At 41.8% G+C, this 14,781-nt stretch carries 14 protein-coding genes; 11 read left to right on the top strand and 3 right to left on the bottom strand.

Annotated elements, in window-relative coordinates; genetic code table 11:
- Positions 1-54: 54 nt before the first annotated feature.
- The 7 genes from WKF69_RS05510 to groL all read left to right on the top strand — a co-directional run bounded on the left by WKF69_RS05510 (position 55) and on the right by groL (position 7,628).
- Positions 55-1,581, top strand: coding sequence for a MiaB/RimO family radical SAM methylthiotransferase (locus WKF69_RS05510; protein WP_340380187.1), 1,527 nt, complete (start codon positions 55-57; stop codon positions 1,579-1,581).
- A 107-nt stretch (positions 1,582-1,688) separates the two neighbouring features.
- Positions 1,689-2,921, top strand: a complete 1,233-nt coding sequence (locus tag WKF69_RS05515) for a sigma 54-interacting transcriptional regulator (protein ID WP_340380189.1) — start codon at positions 1,689-1,691, stop codon at positions 2,919-2,921.
- A gap of 12 nt (positions 2,922-2,933) precedes the next feature.
- Positions 2,934-3,449: an LptE family protein gene (locus tag WKF69_RS05520; protein ID WP_340380191.1), complete on the top strand. Its 516-nt coding sequence runs from the start codon at positions 2,934-2,936 to the stop codon at positions 3,447-3,449.
- 33 nt (positions 3,450-3,482) lie between these two features.
- Positions 3,483-4,985 (top strand): hypothetical protein, encoded by a 1,503-nt coding sequence (locus WKF69_RS05525; RefSeq protein WP_340380193.1) that lies wholly within the window; start codon positions 3,483-3,485, stop codon positions 4,983-4,985.
- Positions 4,986-4,990: 5 nt separating this feature from the next.
- The gene (secG, locus tag WKF69_RS05530) at positions 4,991-5,344 is read left to right on the top strand and encodes a preprotein translocase subunit SecG (protein WP_340380195.1); all 354 of its coding nucleotides are present in this window, start codon (positions 4,991-4,993) and stop codon (positions 5,342-5,344) included.
- Positions 5,345-5,559: 215 nt separating this feature from the next.
- Positions 5,560-5,853, top strand: a complete 294-nt coding sequence (locus tag WKF69_RS05535) for a co-chaperone GroES (RefSeq protein ID WP_340380197.1) — start codon at positions 5,560-5,562, stop codon at positions 5,851-5,853.
- Positions 5,854-5,987: 134 nt separating this feature from the next.
- Positions 5,988-7,628 carry a chaperonin GroEL gene (gene groL, locus WKF69_RS05540; RefSeq protein WP_340380199.1) on the top strand — a complete coding sequence of 547 codons (1,641 nt, stop codon included), beginning with the start codon at positions 5,988-5,990 and terminating at the stop codon, positions 7,626-7,628.
- An 89-nt stretch (positions 7,629-7,717) separates the two neighbouring features.
- On the opposite strand, the gene WKF69_RS05545 is transcribed toward groL, so the two are convergent.
- The 3 genes from WKF69_RS05545 to WKF69_RS05555 are packed head-to-tail and all read right to left on the bottom strand — an operon-like array spanning position 7,718 to position 9,744.
- Complete coding sequence (locus WKF69_RS05545) at positions 7,718-8,410, bottom strand: GDSL-type esterase/lipase family protein (protein ID WP_340380201.1); 693 nt, start codon at positions 8,408-8,410, stop codon at positions 7,718-7,720.
- A gap of 1 nt (position 8,411) precedes the next feature.
- Positions 8,412-9,110: a lipoyl(octanoyl) transferase LipB gene (gene lipB, locus WKF69_RS05550; protein WP_340380203.1), complete on the bottom strand. Its 699-nt coding sequence runs from the start codon at positions 9,108-9,110 to the stop codon at positions 8,412-8,414.
- Positions 9,103-9,744, bottom strand: coding sequence for a 4'-phosphopantetheinyl transferase superfamily protein (locus tag WKF69_RS05555; RefSeq protein ID WP_340380205.1), 642 nt, complete (start codon positions 9,742-9,744; stop codon positions 9,103-9,105). Before WKF69_RS05555 ends, lipB begins: the two co-directional genes overlap by 8 nt.
- A gap of 70 nt (positions 9,745-9,814) precedes the next feature.
- On the opposite strand from WKF69_RS05555, the gene dcd reads away from it, so the two are divergent.
- The 4 genes from dcd to WKF69_RS05575 all read left to right on the top strand — a co-directional run.
- Positions 9,815-10,351, top strand: a complete 537-nt coding sequence (gene dcd, locus WKF69_RS05560; protein ID WP_340380207.1) for a dCTP deaminase — start codon at positions 9,815-9,817, stop codon at positions 10,349-10,351.
- Positions 10,352-10,459: 108 nt separating this feature from the next.
- On the top strand, positions 10,460-13,171 hold the full coding sequence (locus tag WKF69_RS05565) for a TonB-dependent receptor plug domain-containing protein (protein ID WP_340380209.1): 2,712 nt from the start codon (positions 10,460-10,462) through the stop codon (positions 13,169-13,171).
- 3 nt (positions 13,172-13,174) lie between these two features.
- Entirely contained in the window at positions 13,175-13,942 is a 768-nt protein-coding gene (locus WKF69_RS05570; RefSeq protein ID WP_340380211.1) for an enoyl-CoA hydratase/isomerase family protein, read from the top strand.
- A partial coding sequence (locus tag WKF69_RS05575; protein WP_340380213.1) for an SDR family oxidoreductase occupies positions 13,942-14,781 on the top strand: 840 nt, incomplete at its 3' end. The genes WKF69_RS05570 and WKF69_RS05575, both read left to right, overlap by 1 nt.

Below are 14,781 nucleotides of genomic sequence, written 5' to 3' on the forward strand. Positions count from 1 at the left end.
CAAACTGTCATTAAGGAGAAAAATTCGTATTTTTGCGGCCTAATTATCTAATTGATGTTTGACAGGCGAGCTGATTTAATAGATGCTTCACACCCTACTATGCACGATGAATCACGGCAGGGTGAAGCTTTAGTGATTGAACGGACGGCAAAATATAAAGGCCGTAAGCTTTACATTGAAAGCTATGGCTGTGCTATGAATTTTGCTGACAGTGAGATCGTTGCATCTATCATGCTTGACATGGGCTTCGAAACTACGTCACAGTATAAAGAGGCTGATGTAATTTTCATTAATACCTGCTCGATCCGCGACAATGCGGAACAAAGGGTGAGGAACCGGTTGAGAGAATTTAGTGCGGCTAAGCGTAAAAGCCCGGGGATGACCATCGGTGTACTGGGATGTATGGCTGAACGCCTGAAATCTAAATTCCTGGAAGAAGAGAAGTTAGTTGACATCGTTATCGGTCCCGATTCTTACCGGGATCTTCCAAATCTTATTAATCAGGCAGACGAGGGCACAAGAGCTGTAAATGTTCTTTTATCCAGGGAAGAGACATATGCAGATATCAGCCCGGTGAGATTAAATAGCAATGGTATATCTGCATTCGTCTCAATCATGCGGGGCTGTGATAATATGTGCTCGTTTTGCGTAGTTCCATTCACAAGAGGACGTGAACGGAGCCGGGATCCATATTCGATTGTCGAAGAAGCCAGGGAATTATTTAATAACGGGTATAAAGAAGTAACGCTTCTTGGGCAGAATGTAGATTCTTATAAGTGGAGGGCCTCACCCCCAACCCCTCTCCAGGGGAGAGGGGAGTCGCAAGACGAACATATCGGGGACCATTCACGCCATGTCTCCCTCTCCCCGGGAGAGGGCCTGGGTGAAGCTGTTAATTTCTCTCAGCTTCTAGAAATGGTTGCCCAAATCAATCCGGAATTAAGAGTACGTTTTTCAACATCACACCCGAAGGATATTACCAATGAGGTATTGCATACGATGGTTAAGTATGAGAATATTTGCAACCATATCCACTTGCCTGTGCAATCAGGTAGTTCGAGGGTGCTGGAGCTGATGAATCGGACCTATACCAGGGAGTGGTATCTGGAACGTGTCAATACCATCAGGAGGATCATTCCCGATTGTGCCATTTCCACGGATGTGATCATAGGTTTTTGTACGGAGACTGAAGAAGAACATCAGGATACCTTAAGTATGATGGATTATGTACAATATGATTTCGCATATATGTACACTTATTCGGAACGGCCGGGAACTCTGGCTGCAAAAAGATTTGAGGATGATATTCCGCAGGATGTAAAGACCAGACGTTTCAATGAAATTCTGTTAAAACAGCAAGAAGGATCTCATAAACGATTACTCAACCATATGGGTCAAACTTATCGGGTACTGATCGACGGCCTTTCTAAGAAATCAGATCTGGATTTCTCGGGCAAGACTGAATACAATATCACGGTGATATTTCCAGTAACAGGCAATCACAAACCAGGTGAATACGTGAATGTTTTGATTGACAGATGCACACCTGCAACCTTATTGGGTAATATAGTTACAGATTAAGAATTGACCAATGCATATTTAGCGCTGGATATAAAAAAACCTGCATGAGCCTGCCTGCCGACAGGCAGGTTCATTGCCAATAAAAGACAATTGATTCAAATGAAAATATGGACGTTCAAGACATAAAGAACCGTTTTGGAATAATTGGAAATTCACCCCTGTTAAACAGGGCCATTGATATCGCCCGCCAGGTTGCACCAACAGATATTTCTGTTTTAATATCCGGGGAGAGTGGAAGTGGAAAAGAAGTGTTTTCTCACATCATTCATTCACTAAGTGCCCGTAAGCATGGACCGTTCATCGCAGTGAATTGCGGTGCGATCCCTGAAGGGACGATAGATTCTGAACTTTTCGGACATGAAAAAGGATCCTTTACTGGTGCCTCTGATGCCCGTAAAGGCTATTTCGAAGTGGTCGATGGCGGAACTATATTTTTAGATGAAGTTGCTGAACTTCCGCTGGGTACCCAGGCGCGTTTATTACGGGTATTGGAGACCGGAGAATATATTCGCGTAGGTTCCTCAAAGGTTCAGAAAACGAATGTAAGAGTAATGGCCGCCACAAATAAAGATGTATTTGATGCGGTAATGGCCGGAAAATTCAGAGAAGACCTTTATTACAGATTAAATACTGTGCCCCTTAAGGTGCCGGCTCTTCGCGAAAGAAAAGAGGATATAAACTTGCTCTTCCGCAAGTTTATTGCAGATTTCACTGATAAGTATCGCAGCCCGTCAGTACAGTTAGATCAGACTGCTCAGCAGATGCTGATGGATTATAGCTGGCCGGGAAACGTCCGTCAATTAAAAAATATTGCTGAACAGATCGCTGTGCTGGAAAAGGAAAGAAACTTGTCGGCGCAAAATCTGCTGAATTATATCCCGAATGAGGCTGGAAGTACGCTGCCAATGCGCATTCGCAACCAGGATAAAGATGACTTTTCGGAGCGTGATATTCTTTATAAGGTGTTGTTTGACATGAAGAAAGACATGACAGACCTTAAAAAGCTTGTTGCTGACATCATACAGAATGGCGGAAAAGCATCAGAATTTCAATCGAATCAGCAGGTACTCAATCAGCTATACCGTGATATCGAGCTGCCAGCAAATAATAATATTTCATCTGATCCGCATAAGTTAGTTATTCACCAACCTAATGATAAAGCTTATGAGATAACACACGAGGCTGAAGAGGTTGAAGAATCTCTTTCGCTTATCGATAAAGAATCAGACCTGATTAAAAAGGCGCTGAAAAAGCACAAGGGTAAACGTAAACTAGCTGCCCGCGAGCTTGGGATCTCAGAACGTACGCTATATCGCAAAATCAAAGAACTTGAACTCTAAGGACATTAATACATGGACCAACGCGTAAAATCAGCAATTATTTGCCTAAGCTTTTCTGTGATATTTATATTTCATTCATGCGGTGTTTATACCTTTTCAGGAGCATCCACTGAAGGTCTGAAGTCAGTCTCTGTTCAGTTTTTTGAGAATAACGCAATACTGGTTGTTCCATACCTGAGCTCTCAGTTCACTGAAGCTTTAAAGGAACGAATAAGAAATCAATCGTCTTTGAGTATAGATCGTGGAGAAGCGGATGCGAATTTTGAAGGTCGAATTACAGATTATACCGTGCGCCCCGTTGCTATTCAGGGTAATGAACGCGCTGGCCTGACCCGGATCACCGTAACAGTGAGTGTTAAATATACTAACACGTTAAAACCTGAGCTGAGCTTCGAGGAGTCTTTTAATGCTAACCAGGAGTTTAGCTTGAACCAGGGGTCTTTGGAATCGCAGCAACAGAAATTAATTACGGTAATTAACCGGCAATTATCGGAACTAATCTTCAACAAGGCTTTCGCCAACTGGTAAAAAATCTTTAGCTTTCAAAAATTGGCCAGCACAGTGGAACAGAACAATACTCAGGAGCTTGATAAAAAAATATTTTCGGACTTCATTCACGATCCTTCCGCTGTAACTGCTGGTGACTCACAAGCTCTCGAAAGTCTCCTTGAAAAATATCCTTATTCTCAGCTCATCCGATCTTTCTATACACGCTCTCTCCTCGATGCGGATCCAACAATCTTCGATAAAGAATTAGCCAAAACCGCATTATTTTGTACAGATGGGAGTGTTTTACGAGCGATTATCGAAGATCCTGTTTCAATTAAGGGCAGTGAGCTAGGGCCAGAATTGACTGACCCTAATACCACAGAATCAAATGTTGAATCTATTGAATCTGATCTGCCGGAGGAGCAAGCGACTGTAGATGAAACTACTTTAGATGATCCGGAGGAAATGCCACAGTCAGAGGTATTATCGCCGGAAGAATTAGAGGAGCCGATAGAAAAAACTTCATATCGCGATGAAGAATTCGCCGAAACTTCAGTTCAAGATGCTGTAAGCGAGGAGCAGGAAGAGGGTGAGATTGGGAATATCCTGGCATCAGAAGCAGATAGTCAGAATGTTGATCTTTCCGAGACTCATGACGAACAGGAGGAATATACCCAAACCACTGTGTCTGAGGGGGTAAATGAAGAGTCCGAGGAACCTGAGATTGGGACTATTCTATCAGCCGAACCAGAAAATCCAGATGAAGATCTTTCTGAAAGCGAGGAAGAACAGCCCGCACCCGAAAAACAGGAAGAAAGTGACAATGATCTGGCAGGAAACTTCATCGACAGTCTGGTGAATGATGCTGATGCTCAGCCTTCAAAAGCTGCGCCCGAGGAGGATGAATTGGATCTGTTAATAAAACAGAGTGCCGCTTCAGCGGATTTCCTTAAAGATGATGAGCCACTGGATAATGTGATTGACCGGACTGAAGATGTGTTTACTCCCGCCGTAGATATTGCACAGCACATATCCCATAATGCTATAATCGAAGATCATCAGGATGTATCAAGGTATGACGATAATAAAATGCCTTATTCGTTCTTATGGTGGCTAAATAAAACGCGGAAAGAACATGCAGATAACTATCAGCCATATGTTAGCTTCCAACTTGATACCAGCCAAAGCATCAAGCGGAATACTGTTGACCAGTTAAGCAGCCAGATTATTGAGAATATCTTTCATTTACAATCTCCGGTAGATGATTTGGAGAATGGTGCGAAAACGGTGCCCTTCCAGGTGAAACGCAAGGAAGATTATATTCTTGAAAAATTTATCCGGGAAGAGCCTCAGATCAAACCTCCTAATTCTGAGAAACTAGATAATGAGAACAAGGCTCGTAGGAGTGCGGAGGATCCTAATGATCTGGTTTCAGAAACCCTGGCACAGATCTATACTGATCAGATGTTATTTCACAAGGCTATTGCGACTTACAAAAAATTAAGTTTTAAATTTCCGGAAAAAAGCACGTACTTTGCCGACCAAATTCGTGAATTAGAAAAGAAATTAAATTAAATAATATGTTGTATACAATAGTTATTCTGGCAATCATAGTATGCGTATTGCTTGTATTAATCGTTCTGATCCAAAATCCAAAAGGAGGAGGCTTGTCTTCAGGTTTTGCGGGATCTAATAATATTATGGGAGTACAACGTACAGGTGATTTCCTTGAAAAAGGAACCTGGGTTCTGGCGGTAAGCCTTATGGTATTAGCACTCATGATCAATGTGGTTATTGATAAAGGGGGAGCCGATACTCAGGATGGAAGAGAGATTCAGGACATGATCAACAAACCAGTTGCTGCACCGGCACCGTCAAGTATGCAACTTCCAACTGCACCGGCGACAACACCAGCCGATACAACAAAAAAATAAGCTAAAAATTATTTTAAAAGGCCACCATATGGAGGCTTTTTTTATTTGGCGGAATGCTGACATCAAACTGACAGCATGACACCGCAACTGCCTGAAAAAAGATATCAGGCTGTATAAAAATGAAATTTTGACAAGAAATTGTTGAGTTGCTGATTTGGCATAATTAGTGACGCCTAAGACACGTAAAATTCAATTAATTAAATACATAATTACATATGGCATTAAATATTAAACCTAGCGCAGACCGGGTAGTTATAGAAGCTGCTGCTGCTGAAGAGAAAACAGCCTCAGGACTTTACATTCCTGATACAGCTAAAGAAAAACCACAAAAAGGAACAGTTGTAGCTGTGGGACCCGGCAAGTATGCAGAGCAAACCGGAAATTTGATTCCTATGCCCTACAAAGTAGGAGACGTTGTATTATATGGTAAATACGCAGGTACTGAAATCACCCATGAAGGTAAAGAGTATTTGATCATGCGTGAAGCTGATATTTTTGCAACACTATAAGAACAAGAAGTCGGAGATTCGAGGTCTGACATCAGGCTTCCGACATCAGACTTCAGACCAAATAAACTTTAAAACCAAGGAGTGAGTTATTAAAACAAAATTTAATAATTAACCCGTATCTAAACTCTTTAAAAATGTCAAAACAAGTTAAATACAATGTTGAAGCACGTGATGCTCTGAAAAGAGGCGTGGATATTCTGGCAAATGCCGTAAAGGTAACTTTAGGACCAAAAGGCCGGAATGTAATTATTGATAAAAAATTCGGTTCACCTTCTATCACTAAAGATGGTGTTACTGTTGCTAAAGAAATTGAATTAAAAGATGCCCTTGAGAACATGGGTGCTCAAATGGTAAAAGAAGTTGCTTCTAAAACTGCTGATATCGCAGGCGACGGAACTACTACTGCTACTGTTTTGGCTCAGGCTATAGTTACTGCAGGTATAAAGAACGTTGCAGCGGGTGCGAATCCAATGGATTTGAAAAGGGGTATTGATAAAGCAGTTACTGCGGTTGTGGCTGATCTTAAAAAACAATCACAATCTGTTGGTTCTGACAATAAAAAGATCAAACAAGTAGCTTCAATTTCTGCCAATAATGATGAGGTCATCGGAAAACTTATCGCTGATGCCATGGCAAAGGTTGGTAAAGACGGTGTTATCACTGTTGAAGAAGCAAAAGGTACTGAAACTGAAATGAAAACAGTTGAAGGTATGCAGTTTGACCGTGGTTACTTATCTCCATACTTTGTTACGAACGCTGATAAGATGGAGGTTGAATTAGAAAACCCTTACATTCTTATCTACGACAAGAAGATTTCTTCGATGAAAGAACTTCTTCCAGTTCTGGAGAAACAAGTTCAAACCGGAAAACCACTTCTGATAATCGCTGAAGATCTTGATGGTGAAGCATTGGCAACACTAGTAGTGAACAAGATCCGCGGATCTTTGAAAGTTGCTGCGGTTAAAGCTCCTGGTTTTGGTGATCGCCGTAAAGCCATGCTTGAGGATATTGCTATCTTAACTGGAGGTACTGTTATCTCGGAAGAAAGAGGATATAAATTAGAAAATGCTGACCTAACTTACTTAGGAACCGCTGAAAAAGTTGTTGTTGACAAAGACAATACAATTGTGATCAACGGTGCAGGTAAGTCAGAAGATATCAAAGCCCGAGTAAATCAGATCAAAGCTCAGGTAGAAACTACTACTTCTGATTACGATAAAGAAAAATTACAAGAGCGTTTAGCTAAGCTTTCAGGCGGTGTTGCCGTACTTTATGTTGGTGCAGCTACTGAGGTTGAGATGAAAGAGAAGAAAGATCGCGTTGACGATGCTTTACACGCGACCCGGGCTGCTGTAGAAGAAGGCATAGTTGCTGGTGGTGGTGTTGCATTCATTCGTGCAGTTGAAGCTTTAACTAATCTGAAAGGCGAGAATGAAGATGAGAATACTGGTATACAGATCATTCGCAGAGCTATTGAAGAACCATTACGTCAGATCTGTGAGAACGCTGGTATAGAAGGTTCTATCGTCGTTCAAAAAGTAAAGGAAGGCAAAGGCGATTTTGGTTATAATGCACGTACTGATGTTTATGAGAACTTAATTGGCGCCGGTGTTATCGATCCTACGAAAGTAGGCCGTGTAGCATTGGAAAATGCCGCTTCGATAGCAGCGATGCTTCTGACTACTGAAGTTGTACTTGCTGATGAGGCTGAAGACAATGCAGGTGGTGGACATATGCCTCCAATGGGTGGTGGCGGTATGGGTGGAATGATGTAATAATCCCCCATTCTAAAACACTAAAAAGGTCCTTTCATAAAATGAAAGGACCTTTTTTTATATCTACACCCGCGAACTTCAATCATACCTCAATTCAATTCCTTTCTCACAAGCGGATACAATTTTTCCACCCAGTCGTTGTACATTTTCTGCGAGGGATGAAGCCCGTCTATCGATGTATAGCTGACATCTGTCTCTGCTATTCTTGAGGCCGAAGTAATATCGATATAATTTACGCTGGCAACCTTTGATTCTTCTCGGTTCACGTTATTATAAGTATCAATAGAAGCCGACTCCAGCTTTGTGTCTTTAAGTTTGCCAAATGGACTTACGCTCCAGTCAGGAATTGAGATAACATACACTGTTGCCCCTCCTCCTCTCGAATGGCTTATTGCAGTATCTAAAATTTCAATAAAATGGGACCGATATTCAGTAAGGGAGCGCTTCACATACTGATTGTTTACACCAATAAGCACCGTAACAAAATCATATTTGTCCTTCAGCGGCTCTTCTTTTAATGCAGCTAAGAGGTTGATCGTTGTCCATCCAGTCTCGGCTATAACATGAGGTGTTTCTATCTGAATCCCGGCTGCCTTTAACTTCGCGTTTAGCAAAAAAGGAAATGATTCACTTTGCAGTACACCTTCACCAGAAGTATAGGAATCGCCTAAGGCCAGAAATGTCTTGGTTATCGGGTGTTGGGTTCTTGTTGAGTCACGAACTAAAGTCCTTTTACAGGCCGATATAAAAAGTACCAGAAATAAGCCTAAGAACAACTTCATTCTACGTTTCCATCTCAAATAACCTGACAATATTCTTAAAGAGAATTTGCTTCACCTCGTTCAAATCCACTTCCTTTCCTAGCTCGGTTTTCATTGAAGTTACGTCTTTATCATCAATACCGCAGGGAATAATATTTTTAAAATACTCCAGATCAGTGTTAACATTAAATGCGAAGCCATGCATTGTTACCCAGCGGCTGCATCTTACACCAAGCGCACAAATTTTTCTGGCCCGTTCATTATCAGCATCCAGCCACACTCCCGTATATCCTGGATATCGTCCGCTTGGAATGCCGTATTCAGCCAGCGTATCGATCACAGCCTGCTCTAAAGTCCTCAGGTAAAGGTGAATATCGGTAAAGAAATTATCAAGATCCAATATCGGATACCCTACTATCTGCCCGGGGCCGTGATAAGTAATATCTCCGCCCCTGTTAATTTTATAATAAGTGGCGTGCTTTTCCCTTAGGCCCTTCTCATCCAGCAATAGATTTTCAGGCTGCCCGCTTTTACCAAGTGTATACACGTTAGGGTGCTCAACAAAAATGAGATGATTGGGTACCGGGTTTTCTGAATTGTTCGTCCTGTTAGCAACTTTAGCTTGTACCGTGGCAGAAAAGATCGTTTCCTGCTTTTCCCATGCCGCCTGGTAATCGAGCAGTCCCCAATCCTGAAATATTATCTTTTTATTCTTAATCATTGTCGGACACGTAACCAATCATGTATCCCTCAAACTTATCATAGTGTACTGTATAATTATTGGTCCGGCTGCCGGTATCAAGGCTTGATTGAAATGATCCTGACCCGGAATAGTCAAACGGGCTGATCCTGATATCGTCCAGAAAGCTTATATTTTTCTTGCCATGCAATTTATAGATCGCTTCCTTTGCACACCAACACACGTACAGATGTTCAATACGATCCTGAGAGATAAAGGAAAGCTCATCTTTACTCATAAACTTATGAGCGATCCTCTCGATCTTGTCTTTTATAAGTTCGATATCGATACCTACTGCCCTATCCTTACTAACCATAACGGCAGCGTAGTCATAGGAGTGGCTCAAAGAGATGTGATGCGGGAAGTTTGCTAAATATGGTTTCCCGCTTGAGTCGACCTGACAATCTATGTACTCGTCGGTATTCATCATCCTTCGAAGAAGAACCCTCGTACTAAGCCAGTGCAGGTTTCTCTTACCATTTATGAGAGTGTCGAGATAAGAAATCTCGTGATGTTTCAGCTGCAGCTGAGCCAGCAATTCTTCCGCACTTTCCTCTATCTTCCAAATTGCAAAAGATGTGGAGGGGTCTAATTCCTTATGATAAACAAGTGCCATTTTAAAAAATAAAATACCTGCAAAACTATCTCAAATAAATCATAATTTAGGCCAAATCTTACGCTTATTTATGATACTTTCCGACAAGTTAATCCTGGAAGAAATTGATAAAGGAAATATTATTATTGAACCCTTTAAAAAAGACTGCCTTGGAACAAATTCCTACGACGTGCATCTTGGGAAATACCTTGCAACTTATAAAAACAGGGTGCTTGACGCAAAAGCTCATAATGAGATCGACCATTTTGAGATCCCTAAAGATGGTTTCGTTTTGCAGCCCAATACACTTTATCTCGGTGTGACCTTAGAATATACCGAAACGCACAAACACGTTCCTTTTCTTGAAGGTAAATCCAGTACCGGTCGATTGGGAATTGATATTCATGCAACAGCCGGAAAGGGCGATGTGGGGTTTTGTAACACATGGACATTAGAAATATCCTGTGCACAGCCAGTGAAGATCTACGCAGGCATGCCTATCGGACAACTCATCTATTTTGTAGTTGAAGGTGAAATCGCGACGATGTATAACACGAAAGGAAATGCCAAATACAACAATAAGACTACAAAGCCTGTTGAAAGTATGATGTGGAAGAACTCCTTTTAATTGGTATTGCGTAAAAAAGAAGCTCAACCGGATGTAATCCTCATATTTTTCGTAAATTGAGGTAATCTCTTTCATGCAGGTTCCCGAACCTGTGAAAAAACTAATCCGATGAACAGGCGCTTCTTTTTATTTCTCCCTTTTTTAATTCTGGTTGTCACACTTGGCTTTATTCAGGAGGATGAGCCCTTAAAAAAGATCTTATCTCAGATTGAAAAGTATCGTGAAGATTATCCGCAGGAAAAAGTGCATCTCCATATGGACAAACCATATTATGCCATAGGGGATAACATATGGTTTAAAGCGTATGTCGTAAATGCTGAAATGAATGGGTTATCTGCGTTAAGCAAGATCCTGTATGTTGATCTCATAAATGATAAGGATTCGGTAAAGCAGTCTTTGAAGTTACCCTTGACTGTGGGGCTTGCGTGGGGAGACTTTACACTTTCGGATTCATTAAAAGAAGGAAATTACCGTATCCGCGCATACACAACCTGGATGCGCAACTTCGGTGAAGAGTATTTTTTTGATAAAACATTTACCGTTGGGAATTCAATTGCGAATACAGTTCTGACTAATGTTAATTATACCTTCACCAAAACAGGTAATTCAGAAAAGGTCCTTGCAGAAGTTCAGTATACCGATATGGATGGAAACCCTCTTGCTAACAAAGAGGTAAATTATAGTGTCAATCTTGATTTCAGGAATATTGCGAAGGGGAAGGGTATAACCGATTCCAAGGGAAATATCACGATAACTTTTGTTAACAACCAGCCATTCATTTTAAAATCCGGAAAGATTCTTACCAGTATCAGGCTGGATGAAAAAACCGCAGTGTCCAAAAGCTTTCCTGTGAAATCCACCTCCAATCAGGCCACCGTCCAATTCTTTCCGGAAAGTGGCGAACTCGTAACTGGCATCCGCTCGAGGGTAGGTTTTAAAGCGGTTGGATCCGATGGGTTGGGGATGAAGGTTTCGGGATATATAACTGATAAGGGAAATAACAAATTAGCTCAATTTGAGTCAGAACATGCTGGCATGGGGCATTTCCGATTGCATCCCCTTTTGAATGAAGAGTACAAAGCACATGTAAAATTTGAAGATGGATCCGAAAAAACGTACCCTCTGCCAAGGGCGCTCCCTAGGGGTTATGTATTAAATGTGGGTAATAATGATTTAGAAAATCTCTCAGTAACTATAACAACTTCTGAAGATGTTCAGTCTGATGCGAAATTTACGCTAGTAGCTCAAACTAATGGCTATGTCCATTTTGTAGGTAAAAATAAACTGAACGGGCAATCATTCACTGCTAAAATTCCAAAAAATCGCTTTCCAACCGGAATTTTGCAATTAACAGTTTTCTCGCCGGCAAACCAGCCGGTAGCGGAACGACTGGTATTTATAAACCATTCCGACTTCCTGAATATCAATTTAACCACTTCGAAAACGGACTTCGACAAGCGCGAAAAGATAAAATTGATGCTCGATGTAAAAGATGCAAAAGCGAAGGGTACAATAGGGAGCTTTTCAATTGCTGTGATAGATGAGACAAAAGTTCCGTTTAAGGAATCAGCAGAAACAACAATTATTTCAAATCTTTTGCTCAGTTCTGATCTGAAGGGGTTTATTGAAGAACCTAATTATTACTTCACTGATATCAACGAAGCTAAAGTCAGACAATTAGATATTTTATTGCTAACTCAGGGTTGGCGCCGCTTTGAGTGGAAGAATATCCTTTCCAATTCTTATCCAAATCTGGTATACCAGCCAGAAACCAACATGGAAATTAGCGGACGGGTGAAAGCTCTGAGTGGCAAACCTGTTATAGGCGGCAAGGTCACATTGTTTTCCTCTTCAGGTGATGTTTTTCTGCTCGATACTCTCACAGATGTAAATGGGGAGTTCAAATTCCAGAATCTTACTTTCAGCGATAGTACAAAATTTATCGTCCAGGCCCGGAACGAGAAAGATCGCAAAAATGTTGAAATAGAACTTGACAGGATACCGGCTCAGCTCGTGACGAAGAATAAAAATGAAGCAATGCTTGAAGTGAATGTGAACCGATCTATTCTTCCATATCTTCAAAACAGCAAAAATCAATTCGAAGAAATGCGTCGGTACGGTCTGGTAGGGAAAAGTATTATGCTCGCAGAGGTCAAAGTGGTAGAAAAAAAGGCCCTGGTCAAAAACTCCTCTAATCTTAATGGGGCTGGAAATGCTGATGCCGTAATAAAGAGTGAAGACCTGCAAAACTGCGCCTTTATTACACAGTGTATTCAAAGCAGGGTTGCCGGCATTATAGTCAATAACGGAATAGTCTATTCTGTAAGAAGTATGAATAGTTCTTTCAGAGGCCCTGTACCAATGCAGATCGTCATAGATGGGATGATGGTTGAGCCAGAGTTTATTTCGTCTATCAATCCAAATGATGTAGAAAGCATAGAGGTTCTCAAAAGCGGGGCCAATACAGCAATTTATGGAATGCGTGGGGGCGGTGGGGTGTTGGTTATCAATACCAAACGTGGGGAAACAAACAAAGATTACAGAACTTATGCTCCGGGTATTATCAGTTACAATCCCAAGGGTTTTTATAAAGGCCGCGAATTCTACTCTCCTGATTACGCTGACCCTAAAATAAATACGAAGATGGCCGATCTGAGAACGACTATTTACTGGAATCCAAATATCGTCAGTGATTCTGCTGGAAAGGCAAGCGTAGAGTTTTTTAACGGCGATGGTCCGGGAAGATACAAAGCTATTATAGAAGGCATTGACATAAACGGAAAAGTAGGAAGGCAGGTTTACAGATACAGCGTTAAATAGGGAATGAATACCATAAAAGTTAATATAAAAGATAAGATTGCTGTTATCCAGCTAGACAGGGGCCGTTCAAATGCCATTAATTCAGAGATGGTTTCGGAACTCCAGCAGATGATCCTGAACATCGAAAAGGATGATAATATTGCAGGGCTTATTATCACCGGAAAAGAGGGGTTTTTCTCCGCCGGATTGGACCTGATCGAACTATACGAATACGACGAACAAAAAATCACCCAGTTCTGGAAGGACTTTCTGAACCTGGTTACCGTTATGGTTGCTTTCAGAAAACCAATGGTTTCTGCTATAAGTGGTCATAGTCCTGCGGGAGGCTGTGTTCTGGCACTTTGCTGCGATTATCGCATAATGGCTGAGGGTAAATATATCATAGGCCTAAACGAGGTTCCTGTAGGGATCATCGTTCCTCAAAGCATCTTTCATCTTTATTCTTTCTGGCTTGGAAATGCGGCTGCATATCGAAACATGCTTGAAGGAAAATTAATGCATACCGAAGAGGCATTAGCTTCCGGGCTCGTTGATGAACTTGTAAAGCCGGAAGGCATATTGCATGCTGCTGAGCGCAGGATCCAGAAGTACATCCAAATGGAGTCAACAACCTGGCAACAAAGTAAAATGAATTTACGGGCAGAGCTTTTGGAAAAAGTAAGCGCTGATCAATCGGATATGCTCGAGATCATGCTTAAACAATGGTGGTCGCCTAGCACTCGCTCAATTTTAAAAACAATCATTCAAAATCTACAGCAAAAATCTTCCTGATGTATAACCAACCCATGTTAAGAGACGATGCTCTATCCGGCAAAACGATAATTGTGACTGGAGGCGGTACCGGGCTAGGGCGGGCAATGAGCACTTACTTCATGAAGATTGGGGCTAATGTTGTGATCACCAGCCGAAAGCTGGATGTACTGCAAAAGGCCGCATCCGAAATGGAGGGTGAAACTGGCGGGAAAGTCCTTCCCCTTCAGTGCGACGTTAGAAATCCGGATGAGATTGATGCAGTTTTGAAAACATCGCTGGACACATTTGGCACAGTGAACGGCCTGCTGAATAATGCGGCGGGAAACTTCATCTCACCCACGGAAAGGCTTTCTGCAAATGCCTTTTCTACCATTATTGATATTGTTCTAAAAGGAACAGCAAACTGTACGATGGCTCTGGGGAAACACTGGATAAAAGAAAAAAAGCCAGGAACAATTCTAAACATTGTGACTACCTACGCATTCACGGGTTCTGGCTATGTTGTGCCTTCTGCATGTGCTAAAGGGGGTGTACTTGCTATGACCAGATCACTTGCGGCAGAGTGGGGCAAATATGGTATACGAACTAATGCTATCGCGCCGGGCCCGTTTCCGACCAGGGGCGCATGGGATAGATTGCTCCCAGGCGATATGGCAAAAAAGTTTGATTTTAAAAATCGGGTGCCATTAAAGCGCGTCGGAGACCATCAGGAGCTTGCCAATCTCGCCGCCTTCATGATGTCTGATTTCTCCGGCTACATTAATGGAGAGATTATTACGATAGACGGTGGAGAATGGCTTCAGGGAGCGGGACAATTTAACGGTTTGGAGATGGTCACACCTGAGATGTGGGATATG

The sequence above is a fragment of the Daejeonella sp. genome (assembly GCF_037719425.1).
Lineage (GTDB): Bacteria > Bacteroidota > Bacteroidia > Sphingobacteriales > Sphingobacteriaceae > Daejeonella.